The 25,893-nt window shown below is 65.5% G+C and carries 14 protein-coding genes and 3 pseudogenes; 9 read left to right on the top strand and 8 right to left on the bottom strand.

Features of this window, described 5'->3' with window-relative positions; all coding sequences use genetic code 11:
* Positions 1–153: 153 nt before the first annotated feature.
* From CW348_RS14080 to CW348_RS14070, 3 genes are all read left to right on the top strand, one after another.
* Entirely contained in the window at positions 154–1,140 is a 987-nt protein-coding gene (locus CW348_RS14080; RefSeq protein WP_104612977.1) for an NAD(P)H-quinone oxidoreductase, read from the top strand.
* 63 nt (positions 1,141–1,203) lie between these two features.
* Entirely contained in the window at positions 1,204–1,764 is a 561-nt protein-coding gene (locus CW348_RS14075) for a bacterial proteasome activator family protein (RefSeq protein WP_011290518.1), read from the top strand.
* Between the two features lie 1,526 nt (positions 1,765–3,290).
* On the top strand, positions 3,291–3,707 hold the full coding sequence (locus tag CW348_RS14070) for a hypothetical protein (RefSeq protein WP_016187989.1): 417 nt from the start codon (positions 3,291–3,293) through the stop codon (positions 3,705–3,707).
* A gap of 185 nt (positions 3,708–3,892) precedes the next feature.
* Here the strand turns inward: CW348_RS14070 and CW348_RS14065 are convergent, their stop codons facing one another.
* Complete coding sequence (locus CW348_RS14065) at positions 3,893–4,501, bottom strand: TetR/AcrR family transcriptional regulator (RefSeq protein ID WP_061783942.1); 609 nt, start codon at positions 4,499–4,501, stop codon at positions 3,893–3,895.
* A gap of 84 nt (positions 4,502–4,585) precedes the next feature.
* On the opposite strand from CW348_RS14065, the gene CW348_RS14060 reads away from it, so the two are divergent.
* On the top strand, positions 4,586–5,761 hold the full coding sequence (locus tag CW348_RS14060) for an acyl-CoA dehydrogenase family protein (protein WP_104612976.1): 1,176 nt from the start codon (positions 4,586–4,588) through the stop codon (positions 5,759–5,761).
* A 58-nt stretch (positions 5,762–5,819) separates the two neighbouring features.
* On the opposite strand, the gene CW348_RS14055 is transcribed toward CW348_RS14060, so the two are convergent.
* Positions 5,820–6,590, bottom strand: a complete 771-nt coding sequence (locus tag CW348_RS14055) for an enoyl-CoA hydratase (protein WP_011290514.1) — start codon at positions 6,588–6,590, stop codon at positions 5,820–5,822.
* Positions 6,591–6,888: 298 nt separating this feature from the next.
* On the opposite strand from CW348_RS14055, the pseudogene CW348_RS15960 reads away from it, so the two are divergent.
* Positions 6,889–7,251: pseudogene (locus CW348_RS15960) on the top strand (DUF6879 family protein).
* A 294-nt stretch (positions 7,252–7,545) separates the two neighbouring features.
* Here the strand turns inward: CW348_RS15960 and CW348_RS14050 are convergent.
* Entirely contained in the window at positions 7,546–9,819 is a 2,274-nt protein-coding gene (locus tag CW348_RS14050) for a DUF262 domain-containing protein (RefSeq protein WP_258076900.1), read from the bottom strand.
* Between the two features lie 40 nt (positions 9,820–9,859).
* Positions 9,860–11,950 (bottom strand): UvrD-helicase domain-containing protein, encoded by a 2,091-nt coding sequence (locus tag CW348_RS14045; RefSeq protein ID WP_104612973.1) that lies wholly within the window; start codon positions 11,948–11,950, stop codon positions 9,860–9,862.
* A gap of 692 nt (positions 11,951–12,642) precedes the next feature.
* Here CW348_RS14045 and CW348_RS14040 point away from each other — a divergent pair.
* The 3 genes from CW348_RS14040 to CW348_RS14030 are packed head-to-tail and all read left to right on the top strand — an operon-like array spanning position 12,643 to position 20,220.
* Positions 12,643–16,713, top strand: a complete 4,071-nt coding sequence (locus CW348_RS14040; protein ID WP_287464000.1) for a TerB N-terminal domain-containing protein — start codon at positions 12,643–12,645, stop codon at positions 16,711–16,713.
* Positions 16,710–18,041 carry an ATP-binding protein gene (locus CW348_RS14035; RefSeq protein ID WP_011290509.1) on the top strand — a complete coding sequence of 444 codons (1,332 nt, stop codon included), beginning with the start codon at positions 16,710–16,712 and terminating at the stop codon, positions 18,039–18,041. Before CW348_RS14040 ends, CW348_RS14035 begins: the two co-directional genes overlap by 4 nt.
* A complete protein-coding gene (locus tag CW348_RS14030; protein ID WP_016187983.1) occupies positions 18,010–20,220 on the top strand; it encodes a DEAD/DEAH box helicase in 2,211 nt (736 codons plus the stop codon). Before CW348_RS14035 ends, CW348_RS14030 begins: the two co-directional genes overlap by 32 nt.
* Positions 20,221–20,254: 34 nt before the next feature.
* Here CW348_RS14030 and CW348_RS14025 read toward each other — a convergent pair whose 3' ends face one another.
* From CW348_RS14025 to speB, 3 genes and pseudogenes are all read right to left on the bottom strand, one after another.
* Complete coding sequence (locus CW348_RS14025; RefSeq protein ID WP_016187982.1) at positions 20,255–21,652, bottom strand: FAD-binding oxidoreductase; 1,398 nt, start codon at positions 21,650–21,652, stop codon at positions 20,255–20,257.
* Between the two features lie 276 nt (positions 21,653–21,928).
* A pseudogene (locus tag CW348_RS14015) lies at positions 21,929–23,436 on the bottom strand (purine-cytosine permease family protein).
* Between the two features lie 100 nt (positions 23,437–23,536).
* Positions 23,537–24,490: an agmatinase gene (gene speB / locus CW348_RS14010; protein ID WP_104612970.1), complete on the bottom strand. Its 954-nt coding sequence runs from the start codon at positions 24,488–24,490 to the stop codon at positions 23,537–23,539.
* A 123-nt stretch (positions 24,491–24,613) separates the two neighbouring features.
* On the opposite strand from speB, the pseudogene CW348_RS14005 reads away from it, so the two are divergent.
* Positions 24,614–25,009 (top strand): annotated as a pseudogene (locus tag CW348_RS14005) (PucR family transcriptional regulator ligand-binding domain-containing protein); the annotation flags it as partial.
* A gap of 438 nt (positions 25,010–25,447) precedes the next feature.
* Here CW348_RS14005 and CW348_RS14000 read toward each other — a convergent pair.
* Positions 25,448–25,615, bottom strand: coding sequence for a hypothetical protein (locus CW348_RS14000; protein WP_287464035.1), 168 nt, complete (start codon positions 25,613–25,615; stop codon positions 25,448–25,450).
* Between the last annotated feature and the right edge of the window lie 278 nt (positions 25,616–25,893).

Genomic DNA, 25,893 nt, shown 5'->3' with positions numbered 1-25,893 from the left:
CGCTCGGCGAGTCGCGCCGTCTCCGGGTTCGTCGGGCACTCGGTCATCAACGATAGAACTAGTGGTCATGAGATGAGAAGGGAGCGAAAGCCGCATCTCGGCATTGTTTGACGGGTCTGCCCCGCCCGCGACGGGGTGGGTAGCGTGGATTCCATGCGAGCGATAGTCGTCAGTGCCCCCGGCGGTCCGGAGAATCTGGTCTGGCAGGAGGTCCCCGACCCCCAGCCCGGGCCGGGAGAAGTCCTCGTCGAGGTTGCGGCAACAGCGGTCAACCGAGGCGACATCAGCCAGCGGGAAGGCAACTACCCGCCGCCTCCGGGCGCCCCGGAATACCTGGGGCTGGAATGCTCCGGCCGCATCATTGCGTTCGGCCCCGGCACTGAAGACTCTGGTTACCGGGTGGGCGACGAGGTGTGCGCGCTGCTGAGCGGCGGCGGTTACGCCGAGCGGGTAGCGGTTCCTGTCGGCCAGTTGCTGCCGGTCCCCAAAGGGGTCGGCCTGGTCGAGGCCGCAGCCCTGCCCGAGGTTGCCTGCACGGTGTGGGCCAACGTGTTCATGACCGCCCAGCTGCGTGAAGGCGAGGCTCTGCTGGTGCACGGCGGCGCCAGCGGGATCGGCACCTTCGCGATCCAGGCGGCCCGCGCGTTCGGCGCCCGCGTGCTGACCACCGCGGGAAGCGAAGCGAAACTTGCCCGCTGCCGGGAGCTCGGTGCGGATGTGGCGATCAACTACCGTTCCGAGGACTTTGCTGCGCGGGTGCGGGAAGAGACCGGCGGCCGCGGCGTCGACGTGGTGCTCGACATCATGGGCGGCAGCTACCTGGAGGCTAATCTCCGTTCACTTGCGGTGGGCGGACGGCTGGTCGTCATCGGTTTGATGGGCGGGCGCAGAGCAGAGCTCGACTTGGGGCGGCTGCTGATCAAACGGCTGTCTGTGCACGCCGCGACGCTGCGGTCGCGCCCGTTGGAGGAGAAGGCCGCGATCGTCGCGCAGGTAACAGAGCGGGTATGGCCGCTGGTCGAGAGAGGGGAGATCCGGCCGGTCGTGGACCGGGTACTGCCACTCAGCCAGGCCGCCGAAGCGCACCGTGTCCTGGAAGCCAGCGAGCATGTCGGAAAGATTCTGCTTGTTACCAATTAATAACACTCACCGCGAAATCGGCGTAGTGTCTCCAACGTCAACAGCCGCAAGGTGGGAGATGCGATGAACAACGGACCCAGTCAGGAAGAGCAGCCCCAGGTGCTGATTCTGGGGCCGAGCGGCCCGGCCGCCGTGCCCCCTGCGCCCTCGAATGAGGAGGAGAAGGAGGAGTCGGAGGGGCGTCCGGTCACCGAGATGGTGGAGCAGCCTGCCAAGGTCATGCGGATCGGCAGCATGATCCGGCAGCTGCTGGAGGAGGTCAAGGCCGCCCCCTTGGACGAGGCGAGCCGGGTCAGGTTGAAGGAGATCCACGCCAGCTCGATCAAGGAGCTGGAGGACGGGCTCGCTCCGGAACTGGTGGAGGAGCTGGAGCGGCTGTCTTTGCCGTTCACCGACGAGGAGACGCCGAGCGAGGCCGAGTTGCGGATCGCTCAGGCTCAGCTCGTGGGCTGGTTGGAGGGTCTCTTCCACGGTATTCAGACGACACTGTTCGCCCAGCAGATGGCGGCGCGCGCCCAGTTGGAGAACATGCGCCGGGCGCTGCCTTCTGCGCTGCAGCAGCAGGGGGAGGGCGAGCACGCCCAGCAGGGTCGGGTGCAGGGCAGCTCGGGACCGTACCTGTAGGTCGGCGCATACCTGGGGCTGGGCCGCGGCCCGCTGCCATGGATCAGTGAGACGGCTCGGGGGCGGAGGGTGTCATCCCGCCTTCCCGAGCCGTGTTGTGTGTCGGGGACTGCGGAGTCGGCGGGCGGGACCGTGTGTCTTTTTTTCGGGGCTGCGACGGGGTCCCGGGCCGAGGAACACCCTCCCCAGTTTCTGTCAGTCCGATTCAGGATTTAGGACTCGTCCGCTATCCGATCCGGCGTGTTCACCACTGATCGTTTAGGGGGCTTTGCACGCAAAGCCCGAATTTTTTGTTCAAGACGGTGGGAATATGCGCGAATCCCCTGCGAAGGGGGATGGTTCATTTTTAGAATTTCACTGCTCCTATCACCGGAGTCGAGCACCATTGCCGTAAATCGGCAGCGGTGTCCCCGACACAAGAGGAGAGGTGAGGTGGATGGCGGATTTCTTCCATCGAAAGGCCGCGCATCTCGCCGTTTCTCCCGATGGCACGCCGGGCAAGGAGGGGGGTATCCCGGCAGCCGGGCTTATCGGGGACTCGTGTGGCACGGATTCCGGTGACGAGGAAAGGGTGGCGAATACCGCAGGGGAAGCCTCCAGCCAGGGTTTTCTACTCGGGGGCTACTGCGGTGCGCTGGCCTTACGTGGGGGTTCACCACCGTGGCCGCTCAGCCAGCAGGCAAGCGGGGGAGCCGTGGCTGGCGGCCTCGGGGTGGCAGCGGGGTCCCCCACACTGCGGGCTGCCCGGGGCCATGGGGATGTGGTCGCTGTCCCAGGTAGGCCGCGGCGCAGGACAGGGAGGGCGCACTCGGCTGCGCTCTCCCTGCAGCCCACGACAGGGGGTTTCGCAGGCATGACGGCCCTTGACGCGGGCGTGGTTGCTGAGCACGGAAGCATCCCGGTAAGTCGCTGCTGACGGCTTAAAGTCCGAGATTCCTGACCTGTCTCCCGGGGGGAAGATAAGGGGGGAGAAGGCCACGGGCGGGACCGCTTACTGCGGTCCCGCCCGTGGCCTTTGTGCTGACCACCACCGAGAAAATGAAAGATGTTTTCGTTTTCTCAGAATTCTTTTCGCGTTAGCACCTGCCACTCCCTCACGAAAATGAAGATTCACCGCCATCTGTTCAGAATTGTTTTCCTAGGATGACCGGATGATGGATTCCTTCTAAGGAAGGCCTTGGCCTCAGCGGAATTCTCCTCCTGAGCACTCAGAGGGATCCCGGCTCCGCCGAGAGTGGATTGCAGGGGCCCAAGAGATGATAGGACACATCAGACCTCTGTCTGATATGGCAGAATTTGCCCCTTATGTCCTGCGCAGTAATTCAATGTCGGCAGACGTGGTAATGTCCGAAGTTCCGAAAACCATCACAGAAAACCGCATCCTCGCCATTAAGTGAAATTTGTCGTTGTCGCTGGTGAGGAAGGAGCAGCCACGGCGATCCACCCGACACCCCACCAGGACGGGAGGTGCGCGAGGTCGAGTGGAGGCAGCGTGGCCGCACGCCACGAGCGGACTTCCAGCACAAATGACGAAAGAGACGGAACCGGTGGACGATCTGACCGCGCACCCCGACGGAGCATCCCCCGCCTCGATCCCCCCGCCCACCTCCCCGGACACCGCGCCACGCCACACTCCCACGTCCACGGCGCTGATCCGCTACCTCCCCGTAGTCCGCAAGGGAGCACTGCTGGGCTTCCTGTGGGCAACAGAAACCGACGACGCCGTCGGATTCCTCGCACTGGATACCGCCGAAGAACCCGCAGCACGCTTCTGGGCCGACCGGATCGCGCACAGCGAGCGTGAAGGACTCCGCCCGCTGCAGATCCTGCGCCGGTGGGGCGGAACAGCTGAAGACCCTGTCGGCGGGACGGTGCCCGCAGCAGCCCGGGAACGGATCGCAGTCTCCCTGGACGTGCTGCGCGCCCTCCCCAGCCTGCAGTAACCGCGGGACGCCCACAGGGGCAGCACTGGCACTGCCTGCCCGGATTCCCGCAGCGGTGAGCACTGCCCTCATCCTTCACCGCACAAGGCGGCCCCGCGGGAGCGCATCCTCTACCCCAACACTGAACGCTCCCGGGGGCCGCAGCAGAAACAAACCCAGCAAGCAGTGCCGCCGCGCCCTTTCCGCTAAGCCAGCGGCGACTCGGTGACCTCCCGGGTCAGACTCGCCATCACCAGGTCAGCCAAGTGGCGGTAGGCCTCGGCATCGTCGAGCCCCGTGGCCTCTTTGATCGTGCCGTCCTGGATCCCCGTCATGACCCGGGCCACCGCAGCCCCCACAAAAGCAGCGTTGACCGGGCGCAGCACGCCAGCAGCCACCCCTTCAGCGACCAGTTCCTGCACCCGCCGGGCCGCTACCAGCGTGTTCTCCTGGTAGACCTCGTTGGCGGGAGCGAACGCCGCCAAATCGGCGTAGAACTGCTCCGACACCGGCTCCAACTCTGCGGCGACTGCCTCCAAGTAGACCACGAGCCGCTTCTCGGGCGGCGCTTCGGCCACGCGGGCCTCGATGCGTTCGGCTGCCCTCTTGAAATAGGAACGCACCGCGGCAACCACGATCTGCTCTTTGCTCGGCGCCACCAGATACAAGGTGCTCTTGGAGCAGCGCAGCCGTTCCGCCATGTCACTCACGCTGAAGCGCGCAAACCCCTCAGCGAGGAACAGGCGGCGCAGACCGTCGAGGAGTTCCTCGCGGCGCGCACGGGTCTTCTCCGACAACCTCTGGAGGGCAGGCATGGCCCCAGCGTACCGAGAGGCCCTCTTGTTTTCCGAGTACTCAAAACAGTACTCTGGTACTCGAAATAGTACGGGGGTGTGCTCATGTCCGTCACACGCTTGATGCCGTCCCAAGAAACCGCAGACCTGGTCGAACTCGTCCGCGAAGTAGCGTCGCGGGAACTCGCACCACACGTCGCCGAAGCCGAAGAAACCGAACGCTTCCCCCGAGAAGCGTTCCGCACACTCGGCAAACTCGGTGTCCTCGGCCTCCCCTACCCGGAGGAGTACGGCGGAGGCGGCCAACCCTACGAGGCCTATCTCAACATCCTCGAAGAAATCGGAGCAGTCTGGGCCTCCGTCGGCGTCGGCGTCAGCGTGCACGTACTCTCCTGCTACGCCCTCGCCGTCTACGGCACCGAAGCACAACGGCAACGGTGGCTTCCCGACCTCCTCAGCGGCGACCTGCTCGGCGCCTACTGCCTCTCCGAACCGCACGCCGGCTCCGACCCCGCCGCCATGACCACCCGTGCCCGACGCGACGGCGACCACTACATCCTCGACGGCGTGAAAGCGTGGATCACCCACGGCGGGCAAGCCGACTTCTACACGGTCATGGCCCGCACCAGCGACGACCGTTCCCGCGGCATCTCCTGCTTCCTTGTCCCCGCCGACACCCCGGGCCTGAGCGCCGACCGCACCGAACGGAAAATGGGGCTGACCGCCTCGCACACCACCATGCTGCGCTTCGACGGGGTGCGCATCCCCGCTGACCAGCGCATCGGCGCCGAAGGCCAAGGCCTGTCGATCGCGCTGTCCTCCCTCGACGCCGGACGGCTCGGCATCGCCGCCGTTGCCACCGGCCTAGCCCAAGCCGCGCTCGACACCGCCGTCGACTACGCCCGGCAGCGCGAAGCCTTCGGCAAACCCATCATCGAACACCAAGGGCTTGCCTTCCTGCTCGCCGACATGGCCGCAGCCGTAGAAACCGCCCGCGCCGCCACCCTGCGCGCCGCCCGCCTCAAAGACTCCGGCCTGCCCTACAGCAAAGAAGCGTCCATCGCCAAACTCATCGCCACCGACAACGCGATGCGCGTCACCACCGACGCAGTCCAAGTCCTCGGCGGCTACGGCTACACGCGCGACTTTCCCGTCGAACGCTACATGCGCGAAGCCAAAGTCATGCAGATCTTCGAAGGCACCAACCAGATCCAGCGGCTCGTCATCGGCCGCCACCTCGCCCGCGACGCTACGGCACACACGGTCACGGTCGTCCGCTAACCCAAGCCGGGGGAAGGGAGAAGAGTGTGGGGCGGTAGGTGGACCGCCCCACACCCGTTCACTCCTTCTTGTTCTTCCGCGCCGCAAACTCGGCGAGGAACTCCTGGAAACGCGGCGAATTCACCGACGACGCCTGCGCCCACGACTCGAACTCCAACACCGTGGCGAGATCCGCGGTCTCCGCCATCCGCACCGCCCGTTTCATGTCCCTGACCAGGCCAGGATCACGCTCGGCGTAGCTGTGGGCCATAGCCAGCGCTTCAGCCACCGGATCCTCCACCAGCCGGGTGACCAGACCGGCGCGGAACGCCTCTTCAGCATCGATCCGCTCCGCGTCCAACAGGGTCGCCAACGCCCGGTGCCCGCCCATCCGCCGGGTGAGGAACCAACTGCAGCCGCCGCCCGGGTGCAGCCCCATCTCAGCGAACGTGATCGCAAACTTCGCTTTCGGGCCCGCCACGACCATGTCGCAGGCCATCGCAATATTCACCCCGGCACCGACCGCGATACCGCCCACCGCGGCGATCGTGGGAATCGTCAGGTCGGCAATGCTGAGAAAGCTCGCATACACCTGCTTCAACTCGTCGCGGATCACCGCGGGCGGACGCGTGGGATCCCCGAACAGGCTGGTGACATCCGCGCCCGCACAGAACGCCCGGCCCGCGCCGCTGACCACTAGGGCGCGCGCCTCCTCATCAGCCGCGACCGCGCGGACCGCCTCGGCCAGCTCGGCGAGCATCGGCCGGTCGAGGGCGTTGAGCCGCTGCGGCGCATTGAGGACGATGTGCCGCACCGGGCCGTCCGACTCGAACCTGATGAACTCCCCCATCGCTCCTCCACGGTGTGTCGCCGCCGTCTCCCACGGCACGAAACCGCAGAGTAGCCATGCACAGACCGTGACCGAGAAGCGCCCCCATGGTGGGGTGGCACTCATGATCGGACCGCTGCCACGGTCGTGTGCCTCGTGAAGGCGAGGGCACAGCCTTGCCCCAGGAGGCGGCGGACACCCATGACACCCTGGCGATGCCCCGACACGCTCACTCGGCTGCACAGCTCAGGAGCGGGGGTTCCTGAAGGGAACAGCTCTACTTAAGCGCGTCGCTGTTCGTCTATGGCGTCCCTACGAAATGGTGGAACTCGCCAGATTCCAGGAGGGTGAAGCGGGAGGGAACTTCCCCAGTATCACCCGTTGGGTGGAACGGGTCCGGCGAGGCGTCCGGGCCGGCAAACGATTCCACCGTGTTCACATGATGGTGACCGAGCCGCTCTCCGACTATGTGCGTTTCGAATGCGCGTGGGCCTATCGCCACACCGTGGCGGCCGGAGAGGACGTACGCATCATCGCCGTACCCGAAGGCCAGTAGCCTGCAGGACTCCCCCGCTTCGACTACTGGCTGTTCGACTCCTCAACCCTGGTGCGCATGAACTACGCCGACGACGGAACCTTCCTGTCCGCTGAACTCGTCGCCGACCCTGAACAGACTGTCTAAGCAAACCTCTGGCGTGACCAGGCCGTCCACCTGTCCTTACCGTTCACCGAGTACGCTGCCGGGTTTGACGACCTGATGCGGCCCCTCACGTCGTAGCCCTCATCCGAGCACCCGCTGTTTCTGCCCACCGGAAGATCCGCGGTGGTGTCCGCCTGAGTGCTCCTGACTGCCTTAACCGCCCTCTACGCCGCGAAGAATCACGGCCGCGAACTCTGCTTTCGGGCGCGTCACCGCTGCCCGGCGCCAAGGCTTTTCCGGTATGCAGCCCTGGCACCGGGCACGCGGTGGAGCATTTCAGGCCGCGCTGTCAACGGAATAGCCGAACTGGTTGAGACGCCGACGCGCTGTCTCCAACTCCTCTTCAGTGAACAGCGGGGCGAACCGGGGCTCGCACACCACTGCTTCCACGGTCAGGTCGAGGCGGCCGCGCTCCCACAGCGCAGAGAACCCGTCGGAGACTGTGGGCGCGTGCAGCAGTCGACGTGCCGCACCCAACGGCCCCAAGTCCGCAATCATGCTCAACAGTTGGGAGGGGGTGTATCCGGCCTCGTCGCGGGCTCGGTCGTAGAGCGAACGCAGCGCCAATCCCAGCTCCCGCAGCAGCGGTTCGTTTTCCTCCCGGGGCTCCGCCGCCACGGTTTCCGGTTCGACCAGGCGTTCCCCAGCTGCGTCCGCGTTCCGCCGCTTGACATAGCCGAGCAGGGCATCCACCGAGGTGAACACCTCGTAGCCCAACTCCTTCAACCGGGGGAGGTCGGCTTCCCCAGGATCCAACTCCAACACCACGGGAGCCCCTTGTCCGGCCTGCAACCCTTCCGGCCAGAACGCCTCGGCAACCGCGATTGCCCGCCCCGTCTCCGGGTCGGGCACTTCGGTGTCGACGAGCGGCTCCGAGTATCCCATCCGCTGCAGCTCTTCGATAAGCTCGCGGACCTGTACGGCACGCGCGTCGTCGGACTTCTCCGTGACCACGCTGATCGGGCGGAGCACCGTCTCGTTTGCACTTGCTGTCCCGGAGCGCAGCTCCTCCAAGAAAGACTGGGCTGCCTCAGCCAGCAGTTCCCGACGGGCGAAGAGGAAATCGCGGTAGCGTTCCAGTTTCCACAACGCAGGATCGGTGGGAATCCACTGCGAAGCGAGCACCCCAGGATGCCGGGCCTCCACCTCAGGAAGGTACTCCTCAGGACTGCGGTTGCCTATCTCCAGTTTGCTCTGCGGGGTGAGGAAACAGAAATTCGCGATTGCGTTCACATGCTTGCGGTCGTAGCCGTTGTACAGCAGTGGCTTCGGGAAGACGTGGTGGATCTCCAAAGATGAGAACTTGCCCAACGTCTCGGCCTTCAGTTCCAGTCCTGTTCCGAAGTCGCGGGCTCCCTTGACCCGGCTGAGCATGTACAGCACCGGGTAGAAACGCGAGCCCTTAGTAGCCCCCTCAAAGTCGTGCGGGCGGATGGTGAGAGAACCGCCTCGAACCCGTTCCAGGGAAGAGATAAGTCCGTCAATGCCTTCCCGGGCCAAGGTCTCGAGGTCCTGTTGCAGGTTGCTCTCTGCGGAACCGTAGTAGCGACCCCACAGGGCGGAGTGGATGTACCAGTAGAGGGTCTTGTCCCGGTGCACGCCGTCCGTGAAGGAGCCGTTGTTGAGCTCCAGCAGTCGTACCACCACCATGATGGAGTACCGGCCGGGCAGCACTCTGTCGTGATCGAGCCCGAGCCGTCCAGACACGGTGTTAAGGAAAGTGTCGACGTGAGCGACCGTCTTCTCTAGGGCGGCCTTGAATTCAGAAGCTTTGAGCCGTTCCAGTGCTTCGAACTGGGAACGTCCTGTTGCCACCGCGGTAACAGTGCGCAGCAGCCAATCCAGGTCGAAACGGTACCCAGCCCGCTCCCACCGGCGGAGAGCTTCACGCATCTTGCTGCGGGCTTCCATCCACTGTGCGCACAGCTTGGCCAGTGCCAGGTCACCCTTAGACAGCTTGGTACCGCTCGAGTTCACCCGGTTGAAAATGTCGACAACTTCGTCGATTTCTTTGTCCGCCCCAGTGATTTTCTCCTGGGGGAACTCGCGCTCGGTCACCTGGTGGAGTCGGTTGAGCCGCTGCAGGTAGATGGTGGCTAGTTCAGAGGGAGCATCGGTGAACCTCGCCAAGTAGGGAACCGGCCCCTGCTGGAACAGCTCGGTCACATTCACCCAACGGGGATCTGAGGCCATCTTGCTGCGCGAATAGAACTCGAAGACCTCGTCTTCCACGTGGAAGTACAGCCCGGTGAACGCCTTCGCGTCCCCTTCGAAGAACGCGGGTGGCCGACCTCGGATGACGCCGTACAGGGAGGTGATACGCTGCTGGCCGTCCAGCAGCATCAGGTGGGTCCGGCCGTCTCCCACCGTACCGCCTCGAGCAGCCACATCGGTCGCCGCGGTCTCCCACAGCAGCAGGCTGCCCACCGGGTACCCCCGGTACAGGGACCGCATCAGCCCGCGCACCTGGTCCCGGTTCCACACGTAACCGCGCTGGAACTCAGGAAGCAGGATCGTTCCTGAGTCGATTTGGTCGAGCAATGTAGACAATTGGCCATAAGGAACCTTTCTCACTGTTGCAGAGAAAACCTCAAGAGAGCGCGGTAAGAAACGGGCTCGGCTCGCAACTCCACGTGACCAGGAGTTGTTCACGGGCCCGCGTGCACGCCACGAACAACAGGCAGCGTTCCCGTTGCAGGCCAGCGCGGTGTGCGGCTTTGTCCTCAGATTCCGGGACAACCGCTTTGGGGGCGGGCAACTGCCCTTCACTGACTCCGGCGACCACCAGGCAACGGAACTCCAGTCCTTTCATCCGGTGCATAGTGCCGACGGACACCGCACCGTCCTCAGGGAGCCCTCCGGCGAGTTCCCGCACGGGGATCGACTCTGCGTTCAGCGTCTCGGCAACCTCTTTCACCAGCCGGTTGGAGCGCACAGCCACCCCGATCTCTTCGGGGGCCACCCCGCTGTCCATCCACTCCCGGACTGCGGCGGCGACAGCGCACAGCTCGTCTTCCTTGCTGGCGAACCCTTGCACGGTAGGCGGGGGACCGTGCAGTTCCGAGCGGCAGCCCGTGATCGATTCGACGCCGCCGTCCATGTCGTCGATCCGTTCCCCGTGCAGCAGGCCCAGGCTCCAGGCGAGGATTTCCGCGGTGGTGCGGTAGTTGATGCGCAGCCGGGTGGAGCGTCCCGCAATGGTGATACCGACGTCACGTAAAGTGACCTGATGCTGGTAGATGCGCTGGTGGGTGTCGGCAGCGAAGAACAAGTCGTTCGGGCCTTCAGACACGGCGGCGCGCAGCAGCCGCCATTTTTCCGGACTGAGGTCTTGGGCTTCGTCCACCACGATGTGTCGGTACGGTTTCCGGTCGCGTTCGGCGAGCAGCCGCGCTGCCTCCACACACACGGTTTCGTGCGTCCACAGACCCTGCTCGCGCAGTGCGGCTTCGAACTCCCAGATCGCCTGCCAGACGTGGGCACGCTGCTGGGAGCCGAGGGGCCGTCCCCGCCCGGTGCGTTTCGCGGCGAGGTAGTCCTGTGCCGAACGCACCTGCTGGGCGATGACGACCTGCCGCCACTCCTCGGCGAGGAACGCGGGCGTGAACGAAAGCCCCAGGTCGCGGATGATCGTGGACCACAGTTCGCGTTCTTGCGCGCCGGTCAGCATCCGCAGGGCGCCGTGCTCTTCGCGGACGATCCGGTGGGCGAGCTGGTCGACGTGGGCGACGTCGATCCGGTCAACGAACTCGTCGTAGTCGTCCAACAGCATCAGGCCTGCCCGCAGCGACTCGGCGAGCGTCGACGTGAACGTGGTGACGAGGACTTTTCCTTCCCCGGTGCGGGCCAGGTGGCGGGCGCGGTGCAGGGCGACCACGGTTTTCCCGGTGCCGGGCCCGCCGGTGATCCGGGCCGGACCCCGATAGCTGGCTTCGACCACGCTCCGCTGCACCGGATGCAGGTAGACCCGCCACAGCGCGAAGGGGTAGGCGAGCACTGACAGCAGTTCGTCGGGGCCGTCGACGAACACCACCCGGTCGCGGCTGCGTTCGACTGCCGCGTCCAAGTCGTCAGGGTCGATCTGCTCGCTGGTGATGTCGACACACAGCTCGTCCCACGCTTCCTCCGGGGTGTAGCCTGCGGCGAGCGCGGTCAAGACTTTCCACTGCACGGAAGGCAGGAGGCCTTCGGCGGCTTCCAACTGGGCTTCGTCGGTGAGTACGCGGGCGAACGCGAGTGTCTGCCCGTCGATTCCCAGTCGGCGCAGGTCACTGTCGCTGACTTGGTCGAACAACCGCCGCGGGGCGTCTTGGGCAACCTGTTCGAGGTGGGGCAGGGAAGCGTCGATGGCTTCCACGTCGCGGATTTCGATGCGGCCGGTGGCCCCGTTGACGGTGGCGGTGCGGCGCTGCGCCCACGCGTAGGCGTCGTCGTGCGGGAGGACTTTGAGCAAGGTGTAGATGTCGCCTGCCTCGGGGGCGAGGACTACGCCGCGCCAGAACTGGTCGATGCGGATGGTGCGGAACCGGTCGTCGCGGGCATTGGCGATCTTTTCGAGGTGGATTCCCGTGTGGCGGGCATGCTCGAATTTCGTGAAGACCTCGGTGACCCGGTCCTGGACGCTTTTCTCCAGTTTCGCGAAGTCGAGGAGAAAGTCACGGTCAATCGCCAGGCGCGCCATTGAACTGTTTCCTTCCGTCCCACCCGTTATTCGACCGTATCGCGACATTCGCACTTCTCAAGAAGACCGGTGCAGTTGTCCGCAGTTTTGTGGCTCGCTCTGGTAAGGCGCGGACTTTCGCGGTCTGCGGCTAGGAGGGGCCGTACACCCGGGTCGAGGCCTCAGATCATTGGCCAAGGTCTCGCCGAACCGGTCGTCTTCGACGCTGTACAGGGACACCGAAGTGGCCTGTCTGACCGGGTCGACCTGGCGCCACCCCCGCTTCTCTCTGCGAACCGCAACCGGGCCTGGGCAGGTATGGCCTCGATTGCGCTCGCTGTGGGTTTCTTCTTGCGGACGGAAGGTCACAAGCGTGCCCCTAACACAAGGGAAGCAGTGTGACCCACCAAGAAAAGACACTAAATTGTTAGCTACGTTCACATCGCAGTCGGAATGTGTAGCTTACTGAAGATCGTGGCACTCCTGAAGGCACCCCGCCTGAAAATCGCCACAATTCGGGACGTAAATCCCTAAAAGAGCTGATAAGAGAGGAGATGGACGGAGGCATCCGTGCAGAGAGGGCCGCATGTCCTCATAGAGGACACCGTGCGGACAGACCACCGGTCGGCTTCACCCCCCAAACCGCTCGGATAAGCCGCGGAGACACGCCACCGGCCTCGGGAGCATCTCAACAAGAGTTAAGGAGCGGGACTTTGACCAAGAGAACGTCGCCTACGGGATCGAAAAGAAGCGGTCTCCAGCCGGAACAGCACTGGCAGCAAGAAGGCGACAATCTCTGGTGGATCCCTGCTGGCACCCCGGTCGTCGTCAACTTCATCACTATCCCCGACGGGATGGTGTACGTCGGGCAAACCCCTTCCACCAAAGAACCGCCCCCCGAACTCTCACAGCTCGACCCCTCGCTGCCCGTCGGTTGGGCTCCCGACTTCCACCCCTCCCTGCCGCGGGGTGCCTCCATGCTCCCCTACCGTCTCCTCCTCCCCTCAGCCAGAACCGCCTACCTGCGCTGGCTAGCCAGCGGCCGAAAAAGACGCGGCCTCTCCATCAGCTTCGTCTACCTCTTCTTCACCGGACTAGAAAGCCGGATCCTGCGGAATCTGAAAGAGCACAAACGAGCAAGCGACCTCTCAGCCATCCGCGAAGAAACCGAGCGGCTGCTAGCCGTCTACGGCGCTGACGCCAGGTTAGAAAAGCAGGCAGCTCACTTCCTCAAGCTGCTCACCTACCTCGAGGACACCCCTGAACAGGACTGGCAGCTTAGCTGGACGCAAGACCCCTCGCCCGGAGAGGAGACCTACCGTCCATCCATCTCCCAGCGCCAACCCGTCCACTACCGGAAGCCGCACAAGCCTCAAACCGTCCCCAGCAAACCCGCCCTCTTCGAACAACAGGTACAACCAGAAAAACCCGCGGAAACAACAACAGCCCCGCCCCCTACCGCCCCCAACACCGACACTGGAAAACCCATCCCGACTCCGGCCGCACAACCAGCAGAAAAACCACAGAGCGAAGCGGTCCAACCGCGCTCTGCTCCCCAACAAAGCGACTTCCTCGACCGCAAGCGCCTCGCCGCCGTCCAAGACGAGGTGCGTCACACAGACGCATTCCTCGCCGACCTGTACGAAAACGAAGAAGACGAGGAGCACACGGAAGAAACAGCCCCCGTTCTAGCTCCTCCCGCCGCGTCCACCAGAACCGAGACGGACACAGACACCGCAGTCCTCTCCCGGCTGGAACACCGGCTCCACGCTTTCCTCGCCACCCTGATCACCAAGCAGGAATGGGCTCGGGTCGAAGTCTCCTCGCTCGCCCGACACCACGGCCTCATGATCGACGGTGCGCTAGCCGAGATCAACGAATACGCACTCGACCTCGTCGACATGGAGCTTGTCGACGAGCAAGAAGACACCATCGAAGTCGACCCTGAAGTGGTAGAGGTGCTCCGGAAACAAGGAGCCCTGCCCGCCTCCGTCGAGACGCCTCCAACCAAAGCAGAGCAGCAGCCTGCCGCGTCCAGCAGCGCACCGCCTCCGGCTGTCCTGCCAGAGCCGCCAGCCGCCCGAGGTCAGGAAGGCTTCTGGGTCAGGATCGGGGAAACCGTCTCCGTCCAAGGACGGAAAATCACAACCGGACTGGTCTATGTCGGAACCCCGGTCGACGATCGGCAAGCCGCGCTCATCAACCCCGACCTCCCGGCTGAGAGCGCTCCAGGCACCCCCGCCTCCAACCATCACGACAAGGGCTACCACCAGCTTCCCCCTGACGCCCGAGGCCGCTACTTAGACTGGCTCGCCGCGGGACGCATCGGAGTGGTGTCCGAAGACACCCCGCTCTTCCTCTTCCTCTACGGGCTAGAGCAGCGGGTGCTGTGCGACATCCTCCCAGGCAGTGCACCCACCAGCGAACTGGCAACCATCCACGCGGAATTGGACCGCCTCATCGACACGTACCGCATCATGCGGCGCTTCCGGCAGCGCGCATACACACTACGCGCGCTCGTCAGATACCTCGCTCAAGGAAACCTCCACAGCCCCGGCAAACCACCGTCGCCCAAAGACCCCTACGACACGCTGCCCGACGAACTCCGCTACGGGCTGGGTGTGTTGAAAGCACACAACAAGCAGATCCCCGCCGATTGGGCGCTGTCCTGGGCTGTCCACCACGAGCAGGTACGCCCGCCCATGGCTCTGCGCACCGACGAGGCTTTCCACGAAGCGTTCCGGCGACGCTTCACCGAAGAATTCCCAGGAGGAATGCCTGTTCCCTTCAACGAAGGAAAAGAATTCACCTGGGTCTACACACCCGCCAACCCCGATCTTGACACGATTCGAGTCCCCGTCCCCGAAATCTATGACATCAGCAACCTAGCCCTCCCGCTGAGCCATTTGGGGCGTATTGTTCGCGCAGCACAAGCCGATGTAGAGAAGACAAAGAAAGAAGAAGCCCGTCCTGCGCAACCCTTCGCTACACCCCTTCCCCACCCAGAAGCCGAACTCTCTCAAACAACCCAAAAAATCCGCTGGTCTTCCTGGAAAGCACCCGGAACAACTGTCCGCATCAGCAAATACACTATTCCCGATGGAATGGTGTATACAGGCTATGCCCCGCGAGAGGCAGACGACGACATCCAGCGCTCTTCAGCCATCGACCTCTCCTTGGAAATCGACAGCTCTGTTGTCAGCCCGCACGGCAGGGCTCCCCGCCGTCCAGTAGCCGGATACCCCGACCTCACCCCGCAGGAGCGGGCCCGATACCTGTCATGGCTGGCAAACCGGGACAGTGGAGCATCAGTTCCGATCGTCTTCGGAAGACTATTCCGCAATGGGCTAGAGCGCCGGATCATCGAAATGATCCGGTCCACGAAAGAGAAAATTCGCATCCCTCCGCGGTTGCGCGAAGAACTGAAACGACTCATCGAAGAATTCGCGGCGAGCCCCGAATTCACTGAGCAAACACGCCGCCTACTCATCCTTGCCGACATCGCCAGCGGAGAAAAACTCGCGGCCCCTAGCTCTCCGCCCCGCTACTCTCCAGCAACCCAGCAGATTCCACAAGAATTCCGACTCGGGCTAGGACTGCTGGCTCGAGACAACCTCTCCCTGCCTCCCGAGTGGGCACTGGAATGGGTTCTCTACCATCTACGTCCAGAAAACCCTGAGGAATACCGGAAAAACTTCTCCTCCCTCAACTTGCCGCTCCCCTACAAGGGTCTCATCCTCCCCTACCAAGGCGATCAGATCGTTCCGGCAACCGCCCCGCAATTCGAATACGTCTACCGGGCTTCCTGCCCCGGCCTGGGAGAAGTCCGGCTGCCGGTACCTGGGGTGCGCGACGTGGCCGACATCGCCCCGCCGCAGGACCTGGTCAACCGGGTACAGAAGATCTACGCGCAAGCCGTGGAACGGAACCGGCTTGCCGGGAACACGGCAACCCCAAGCTCAACCCTCGCCGCGGGAAACCTCGCCACGGGGAATACGACGCTGCACTCTTCCCCCGCCAACCGGGCAACAGCAGCTCCCGCCGCGCCGAAACCCCCAGCAGTCACCCCGCCACCAGTCCCCGCTCCAGCGGCAGCCTCACAGCAAACCATCCGGGACTTCGCTGAGCTTGCTCTTCACCTGGCATCCCTGGCAGGACCGCTGACCGTCGAACACCGGCTCCTCATCACGAGAGCGGCCGAAACCATAGCCGACCTGTTCGAGAAAGACTGGCGGGAGCTGCGCCTGCACGAACGGGAGACAGCCGCCACGGAACCCCCGCTCAACCTGTGCTCCCGCCTCGCCCAACTCCCGCTACGCGAGCGGGAAAAACTCGGCGACCTGCTGCTCGACGTCGCCGAAGTGGGCGGAAAAACCACCGAGAACCAGACTGTTTTCCTGCTCAGCGTCCACCGCATCCTCGGCTTGGAAGCAATCCTCCGGCTGAGACTGAGCTACCGGGGGATCGCTCCCCCGCCCGACAACCCCCACTCCGGGAACCCGCTCACCCCGGCCTCCCCCGACACACCGCTCACCCCAAAGAAACTCCCGAAAATCACGCCGCTCAGCCAGCGCCACATCGCGCTGCTCACCGACCTTGCAACCCGCGACCACTGGAACCTTGCCGACACCACTCGGCTAGCCCACTGGTACGGCATCGACGTCTACGACGCGATCGACGCAATCAACGAAGTAGCGCTGCACCGGACCGGCACCGTTGTCCTCAGCGAAAACGACGACCACATCACCGTGCACAAGGTGATCTTCGAGGAGATGACCCAGTGACTGAAACGCCCGTCCCCTCCCTCACCATCCGCAGCAAAGACAGAGGCCCGCTGCTTGACGCGCTCCGCAACGGCGTCGTCCCCTACCGCGGGGCCCATCTCATCCAAGTCGGGCGGGGCAGAGAACTCGAAGCCCTCCACACCAGCATCAAGCAGATCAAAAACGGGGCAGGCGCCGTCCGGTTCGTCATCGGCGACTACGGGGCCGGAAAAACGTTCTTCCTCCACCTGGTCCGGTCCATCGCCCACAAAGAAGACCTGGTCACCGTCCACGCTGACCTCACCCCGGACCGCCGACTGCAGGGCAGCCAAGGCCGAGCCCGCAGACTTTACTCCACCCTCATGGCGAACATGGCGACCCGCGGCAAGCCCGGCGGCCGCGCACTCACCACCGTCGTAGAAAAATTCGTGACCCAAGTGCGGCGGGACGCTGAAGCTAACGGCACCACAGTGGAACACCAGCTCAGCGAACGCCTGTGGGGACTACGCGAATTCCCTGGCGGTCCGAGCTTCGCCAAAGTCATCGAAGCGTACTGGCGTTCCCACGTCCACCAAGACGAAGAACTACGCGCCCACGCCCTGCGCTGGCTCAGCGCCGAATACGCGAAGAAAACCGAAGCCAGCCGAGACCTGGGCGTCAGCGAAATCATCGACGACCGGTCCCTGTTCGACCACCTCAAACTCATGGCGGCCTTCACCACCATGGCCGGCTACCGTGGGCTCCTGGTCTGCTTCGACGAGCTCGTCAACCTCTACAAGCTCAGCCACAAAGGGTCCCGGCACGCCAACTACGAGCAGATCCTCAACATCATCAACGACACCCAGCAAGGCCGCGCCGAATACATCGGCTTCCTGTTCGGCGGCACCCCGGAATTCCTCGAAGACCCGCTGCGCGGCCTCTACTCCTACGAGGCGCTGCGCTCCCGGCTCGAAGAAAACCCCTACGCCACCGGCGGACTCGTCGACTTCCACGGCCCAGTCATGCGGCTCAGCCACTTCACCAAAGAGCACTTCTACGAGCTCCTCCGCAAAGTCCGCCACGTCTACGCCTCAGGCGACCCGGCGAAACACCCGCTGCCTGACGAGGCCATCGAAGCGTTCATGCGGCACTGCGAAGAACGTGTCGGCGACGCCTACTTCCGCACCCCGCGCAGCACCATCAAACAGTTCATCGGCCTCATGGACGTGCTCGTGCAGAACGAGAACGCTGACTGGCGCACCCTCCTCACCCAAATGGAAGTCGTGAAAGAAACCAACCCCGACCTGCAGCCGCTGGACCCCAAGGACGACGTGGAGAATGACTCGCCCCTCGCCTCCTTCCGGCTCTAACACGACCGCCCCGGACGCGTTCTCGCTCCTGCACCGGGACGTACAACGCTGGGTATGGGAGCAGCGCTGGACCAGCCTGCGCCCCATCCAAGAACAAGCCATCCAGCCGATCATCAGCGGTAACGTCGACGTGCTGCTCGCAGCGGCAACCGCCGGCGGGAAAACCGAAGCGGTGTTCCTCCCCGTGTGCTCGGTGCTGGCCCGCGACGCCGACCACGGGGAGGCCACCGGCATCCAGGCGGTGTGCCTGAGCCCGCTCAAAGCGCTCATCAACGACCAGCACGCGCGTCTCACCGCACTGTGCGCGCGCATCAAAGTCCCGGTCACCGCCTGGCACGGCGATATCGGCGTCACCCAGAAAGACCGACTGCGGGGAGACCCCGCCGGCATCCTGCTGATCACCCCAGAGTCACTGGAAGCAATGTTCGTCAGACGCGGCTCCACGGTGTCGCAGCTCTTCCGCGACCTGCGCTACATCGTCGTCGACGAACTGCACTCCTTCCTCGGCACAGCACGCGGCGCGCAACTGCGTTCCCTCATGAACCGGCTCGAACACGCGGCAGGCCGCCGAGTCTCCCGGATCGGCATGTCCGCCACCCTCGCCGACCTGCGCGCCGCCGCCGAATTCCTCCGCCCCGGCCACGGAGAACAGGTCGTGGTCGTGGAAGACCAGCATGGCGGCAAAGAACTCCTCCTCCAACTCCGCGGCTATGTGGCGGACATGCGAAGCGACCCCGGCACCAGCATGAGCCCGGACGCGCTCGCCCACCTGTACCAGGTGGTCCGCACCGGGCACAACATGGTGTTCGTCAACTCGCGCGGGGCAGTAGAAAGCTGTGTCTCCGCCCTATCCGCGCTCGCCCGCCAAGAGCGGCTGCCCAACCCGTTCTTCCCCCACCACGGCTCACTCTCCGCAGAACTGCGCGCCCACGCCGAACAACGACTGAAAAACCGGTCGGCACCCGCCACCGTGGTGTGCACGTCCACCCTCGAACTCGGCATCGACGTGGGCTGGGTGGACACAGTCGTGCAGCTTGGGGTGCCTCCCAGCGTGGCCGGGCTACGGCAGCGGCTCGGCCGGTCCGGGCGGGGCGGTGCCGCCGCGAAACTGTACTTGTACATCACCGAACAAGCCCACCCCGACATGCCAGTGGACCGGCTCCGCCTTGACCTGGTGCAGACCGTGGCCATGGTGGAACTCCTGTTGAGCCGCTGGTATGAGCCGCCCAACCTGGACACCCCGCACTTGTCCACCCTGGTCCAGCAGATCCTGTCCGTCCTCGCCCAACACGGCGGCGCGCACGCCCTCCGCCTGTACCGGGAGCTGTGCGCTACAGGCGCATTCCCGGGAGTAGACGAGCACACTTTTGCGAGCCTGCTGCGGTCCCTCGGCGAACACCAGCTCATCTCCCAAGAACGCAGCGGCCTGCTGCTGCCCGGAAAAATCGGGGAAGCCCTACTCAACCACTACGCGTTCTATTCGGCGTTCGACGTCGCCGAAGAGTACGCGATCGCCACCGTGGACGGCGACATGGGCACCATGCCGCTCAGCCCCAGCGTGGACGCGGGCGCACTCCTCGCATTCGCGGGACGCACCTGGCAGGTCGTAGAGGTGAAACCCGATGAGCGCCGCATCCTCGTCACCCCCGCCCGCGGCTCCGCCGTCCCACCCGGGTTCATGGGCTCGGCCGCCCCGGTCCACGACCGGATCCGGCAGCGCATGCGCGAGGTGTACCTCGACACTGAAGTGCCCCGCTACCTCGACGAAGCCGCAGCGATCCTCCTTGACGAAGGACGTTCCGCGTTCCGTGCCATGGGACTCGCGGACACCGACGTCTACGAATACAACGGGGACACGCTGCTGTTCCCGTGGCGGGGAGACAGAACCGCGGAAACCCTCCGCCACCTGTTCCAGTGGGCCGGAATGAAAGCCGTCCACGTGGGAGCGTTCCTCGCCGTGCCAGGCACACCCGCGGACTCAGTACGTGCCACAGCCGCCCACCTCGTGGCAGCCGACCTGCCCGACCCCGTGGAACTCGCGCGCAGGGTCGCTGATCAACGCCGCCACAAATACGACCGCTACCTAGGCGAGGAACTGCTGTCCCGCTCCTATGCCGCGCACGCCCTCGACCTGGACGGAGCCCTTGAATTCCTGAGCCGGGTCGCCGCGGACCACTGAGCCCGCGGCGGCCTGCCGCCCCGGATCGCCCTGGTCAGGCGGGTTTGATGTTCGGGTTGCGGTGGAACACGTTCTCCGGGTCGTACTGGGCTTTCACCCGTGCCAGGCGGTGATAGTTGTCCCAGCCGCCGAACCCGGACACCATACGGTGCTCCTCTTCATCACCGGCCACGCTGAGATAGACCGCGCCCGTCGCCCACGGACTCATCTCCGCGCGCACACTCTGCGCCCACTGGACCACCCGCTCCTCGTCCGCAGCATCCCGCCACACCCCGAACGGGTACACCCCCCACGCGGCATACCGCCACGGGATCGGATAATCCGTCAACGCCCGCGACACGGTGCCGCCCTGCGGGGCCAGCAGATACTGCGACGGCGACGGAGCCGGCATCCTCTGCGCCCCCGCGCAGTAGCGGTCCACCGCCTCATCCGGCAGCGTCGTCACATGCTCCGCCGACCAGTAGGTGTGGTAGCCGGGCGGACCGTCCAACAGGCACTGCACATCCGCATAAGCCATCTCCGCGGACATTTCCGCCACATGCCCGGCCTCCCGCATCGGCTGCAAGTCACGCGCCACCTCGTCCGGGTCCCGGCCGGTGTGGATGAGCAGCACCGCGCACACCAACCGGCCCACCAGCCACAGCGGCACGAAATCTTCCGACGGCGCCGTCATATACATCAACCCGCCGCACACGTCATCCGTGGACGCCCCCATGAACTCGCGGTAGGCACGCACCACATCCGGGCCCGCTTCGGCATCCCACAGCAGCAAAGACACGTTCACTGACGGCAGCTCGTGCAAGCGCAGCGTCATCGACGTGACCACGCCGAAATTCCCCCCGCCGCCGTGCAGGGCCCAAAACAGTTCCGGATTCTCCTCGGGGGAGGCACGCACCACGTCACCGTCAGCCGTCACCAGTTCCGCGGCGAGCAAATTGTCGCACGCCAAACCGAACCTGCGGTCCAGCCAGCCGCTGCCCCCGTTGAGCACCAGCCCGCACACCCCGATCGTGGACACCCGGCCCCCGGTCGTAGCCAGACCATACGGCTGGGCGGCGCGGTCCAGGTGCCCCATCGTGGCCCCTCCGCTGACCCGCGCGTTCGCCTCTTCGGGATTGACCGTCACCTCGCTCATGCGCCGCAAGTCGATGACGATTCCGCCGTCGGTGAGCGCCTCACCGCCCACCCCGTGGCCGCCGCCGCGGACCGCGATCTCCAAATCGTGTTCGCGGCCGAACCTGACCGCCCGCACCACATCGTCCACCGTCTCGCACTGGGCGATCACGCGGGGACGCAAGTCCACGAGAGGATTGACCACAGTCCTGGCCTGGTCGTAGCCGGAGTCGCCAGGTTCCAGGACCTGTCCGGCGAACTCGGAACGGAATTCTGCGACCGCGGTACCGGTCACTGTCGTGCTGTTGAGCTGAGCCATGGGGACCTCCCCGTCGGATACGGGCCAGACCGGGGTGGTCGGGCCCCGGCCCGCGGCGACCCGGTCGGACCGCCGTCCTGGTTCGGACCCGCTCACCTGGTGAGCCTAGGAGGCCCCGCCAGCGCATCCCACCTTCTTTTGGTGATACTTCGTCAAGTCATTTTTGGGGAAACTGCACGTCATCCCCGGTCCACACACGGTCCCCACGCTGGGAGGGACCCCACAGAAAAGGGCCGCACCCTAGGGGACGGGGCGCGGCCCTGCCAGACCCGACGTCTACACGCTGGTGGTCGGTTCCACGGAACGGCGCTGCCGGATCTCTTCGATCACCGTGTCCCGGGCGGGGACGAACCGCGGCCCTTCCGGGCCGAACACGCCGCGCGGCTCCGGGAACAGCAGCAGCATGACCGGGTAGACCACCGCGGCGGCAAGCAGCGTCACCGGCAGACTGATGTCGATCCCCCGGCCGCGTTCGCAAACGGCCCCACAATAATCGACGTGTTCGCGAACAGCAGCCCGGCGACCGCCGCAACCAGCCACGCCGCCGCAGCCCGCCAGTTCACCCCGCGGGTGAACCAGTAGGCGCCGCCCTTCTCACCACGGTTGAACACCTGCAAGTCGTCGACCAGGTAGTAGCCGCGCCGAACCACGTACCCGATCATGAGGACCACCATCCACGGCGACGTCAGCAGCACGATCAGAATCGAGAACGCGCTCAACGCGTCGACCATGTTGACGACGAAACTGCCCACGAAGATCAGCACGAGCGCGAGCGTGCCCACCACAGCCGTGCCCTGCACCCGGTTCAACCGGGGCACCAGCGAACTGAAGTCCAGCCCCGTGCCGTAGAGCGCGGTCGTGCCCGTCGACAGGCCGCCGATGAGCGCCACCGCGATCAACGGCAGCGCATACCACAGCGGCGACACCACGGCCAGGCCGGTCACATAGTTGTTCGGGTCGGCGACCAGCGTCGCAGTGCTCGCACCGAACAAGAACGGCACCAGTGTCGCCACCTGGGCAAAGAACGGCGCGGCCAGCAGCGACCGGGTGCTGTGGCTGGCAGGAATGTAGCGGGCCCAGTCGCCGAGGAACCCGCCGAAAGAAATCGGGTTGGCCATGACGGTGAGCACCGCCAGAATCCACGTCGGCCAGAAACTCCCCAGAATGTAGGAGCCGGTGCCCGCGTACGACGGGTCGAAAACACCGCCGTACGCCACCACGCCGAGCAGCATGATGACCGTGCACGCGACCACCGCCACCTTGTTGACCAGCAGCATGAACTGGTAGCCGTAAATGCACACCGTGAACACGGCCACCGCGATCACCCCGTACGAGGCGGCTTGCAGCGCGTCTCCGCCGTCGAAGCCGAGCCGCAGCGCGAGGCCGACGATCGCGTCACCGCTCCCCCACACCGACAGGGAGAAGAAAGTGACAGCGGTCAGCAGCGACAGGAACGAACCCAAAGCCCGGCCTACCACGCCGAAGTGTGCTCCCGAGGAGATCGCGTTGTTGGTGCGGGTCCGCGGTGCGAACAACGCCATCGGGGCGAGGATCAGCGCACCCACGACAACACCGGTGACAATGGCTGCCACTGACGCCCAGAAACTCAACCCGAACGCCACCGGCAGGGTGCCCAAAATGATGGTCGCGAACGTGTTCGCGCCTCCGAACGTCAACCGGAACAAGTCCAACGGGCGTGACGTCTGGGCCTCCACCGGGATCGGAGCGATCCCGTAGCTTTCGATCTTCGTGACCGGTTCAGGCGCAAGACGGGATGCGGACATAGTGCCTCCCAACAAGGGGGAAACCAGCATGGCTGCTGGGTGCGGGGGTGAAGAAGAAAACCGGGACGCGGCGGCACTGGCACGTCCCGGTATCTGTGGCCTAGCGGTCCTTCTTCGCGGTCAACGCGAGAAGGGACACCAAGTCGTAGGCGACGTGGGCGGCCGCGGTCGCCGTGATCTGCGCGTGGTCGTATGCGGGGGAAACCTCCACCACGTCGGCCCCCACCAGGTTGCAGGAGGCCAGCCCACGCAGCAGCTCCAACAGTTCCCGGCTGGTCAGGCCGCCCGCCTCCGGGGTGCCGGTGCCGGGAGCGTGCGCCGGGTCGAGGACGTCGATGTCCACGGACACGTATAGCGGCCGGTTCCCGATCCGCTGCCGCACCATGTCAGCGATCTCGTCCACCCCGCGGCGCATCACGTCCGCGGCGGTGACGATACCGAAACCGAACCGGCGGTCGTCCTCCAAGTCCTTCTTGCCGTAGAGGGGGCCGCGGATCCCCACGTGGGTGAGGGCTTCCGTGTCGAGAATCCCCTCCTCCACGGCACGGCGGAACGGGGTGCCGTGCGTGTAAGGCTCACCGAAATAGGTGTCCCACGTGTCCAAATGGGCGTCGAAGTGCAGGAGCGCCACCGGCCCGTGCATCCGGTGCACGGCGCGGAGCAGCGGCAACGCGATCGTGTGGTCTCCACCCAAAGTCACCAAGCGAGTACCCTGAGACAACAACTCGCTGGCTGAGGCTTCGACCGTTGCAATGGCCTCCTTGATCGCGAACGGGTTGACCGCGATGTCACCGCCGTCGGCCACCTGGACTTCAGCGAACGGGGACACATCCAACCCCGGGTTGTAGGGGCGCAGCAGCCGACTAGCCTCACGGATAGCAGCAGGACCGAACCGGGCGCCGGGACGGTAGGACACACCGCTGTCGAACGGGATACCGACCACGGCGATATCGGTCTTGGCTACCTCATCGGTGCGGGGCAGTCGGGCAAAAGTCGCCGGACCAGCAAACCGGGGAACCAAGCTGGAGTCGGTGGGACCGATCGGTGTGCTCACGGGATTACCGCCTTCCCTCACTGTCGTGATCGGCTAACACGGCGCGGAACATGCGGTCCTCGATCCGCTAAAGGCACAGGTCAAGGCCTCAAACACCATAGACTCGAAAGAAACTCCGCACAGATGGACGCCCCGCACACCTCTTGTGCCGCACCTGGACGAAGCAGCCACTTGTCTCCCGCACCTTTCCGTGACGGCGTCTCCGACGCCCAAACCGTGCCGCTCCGCACGATCCTCGCCCGCCGTGACCTCGCCTTGGAACCCCTTGTTCCCGCGGCCCCGGACGCGCACGTTCGATGGGCCACAGTCAGCGAACTCCTCGACCCCGCCCCCTACCTCAAAGGTGGGGAACTCCTCCTCACCGCAGGGACCAACCTGCCCACCGACCCTGAAGCACTCGACCGGTACGTGACCGCCCTCGTCTCCGCACAGGTCACCGCGCTCGGCTTCGGCGTCACCCCCGTCCACGACGCAGTACCCGACACGCTCGTGGCACGCTGCCGCGCCCACGGGCTCCCCCTCCTGCTCGTTCCACGTGAAACACCGTTCGTCGCCGTCAGCCAAGCCGTCGGTGAAGAACTCGAACGGCTCCGCCTCGCCGGCCAGCGCAGATTCACCGCCGCGGGACGCTCCCTCACCAAAGCCGCAATCGGCGCCACCCCGGTCCAAGAACTCCTCACCACGCTCAGCGCCGCACTCGGCTGCTGGACCAAGCTTCTCGGCACCCGCCCTCTCGGCCAAGTCGGACGCGTCCCCCCACTCCCCGACGAAGCCCACGAACTCATCCGCAAAGTCCGCACGCCAGGCGGCCCCCTCAGCGCCAAACTCTGGATCCCCCCCGACGAAGTCGTCCTGCACGCCATCGGCGACCAAGCCCGCGACCGGACCGTGCTCCTCCTCGGCCGCCCCAAACCCTTGGACAGCACCGACCGCGCCATCCTCGGCATCGCCGTCGCCCTACTCGGCCTGCTCTCCCGCGCCCAACCCGCCGTCGTCGACGACGCAAGCCGACTCGCCACCCGGCTCCTCCTCACCGGAGCCACCCCCGACACGACCGTCCTCCGGCTTCTGCCCGCCCTCCTCACCGGAGACGAACCAGCCCCCACCGCCTACCGGGTCCTCCACGCCCGCTGGACCCCCCCCCACCCCCCGCCCCCCCCCCCCCCCCCCCCCGTCCCCCCCCCCCCCCCCCCCCACACCCCCCCCCCCCCCCCCCCCCACCCCCCCCCCCCCCCCTCCCCCCCCCCCCCCCCCCCCCCCCCCCCCCCGCCCCCCCACCCCCCCCCCCCCCCCCCCCCCACCCCCCCCCCCCCGCCCCCCCCCTCCCCCCCCCCCCACCCCCTCCCCCCCCCCCCCGCCCCTCCCCCCCCCCCCCCCCCCCCCCCCCGCCCCCCCCCCCCCCC

This window comes from Thermobifida sp. (assembly GCF_017577275.1).
GTDB classification, from domain to species: domain Bacteria; phylum Actinomycetota; class Actinomycetes; order Streptosporangiales; family Streptosporangiaceae; genus Thermobifida; species Thermobifida fusca.
The sequence above is the reverse complement of the archived record's forward strand: the minus strand, read 5'-3'. Positions and strand labels throughout refer to the sequence as shown.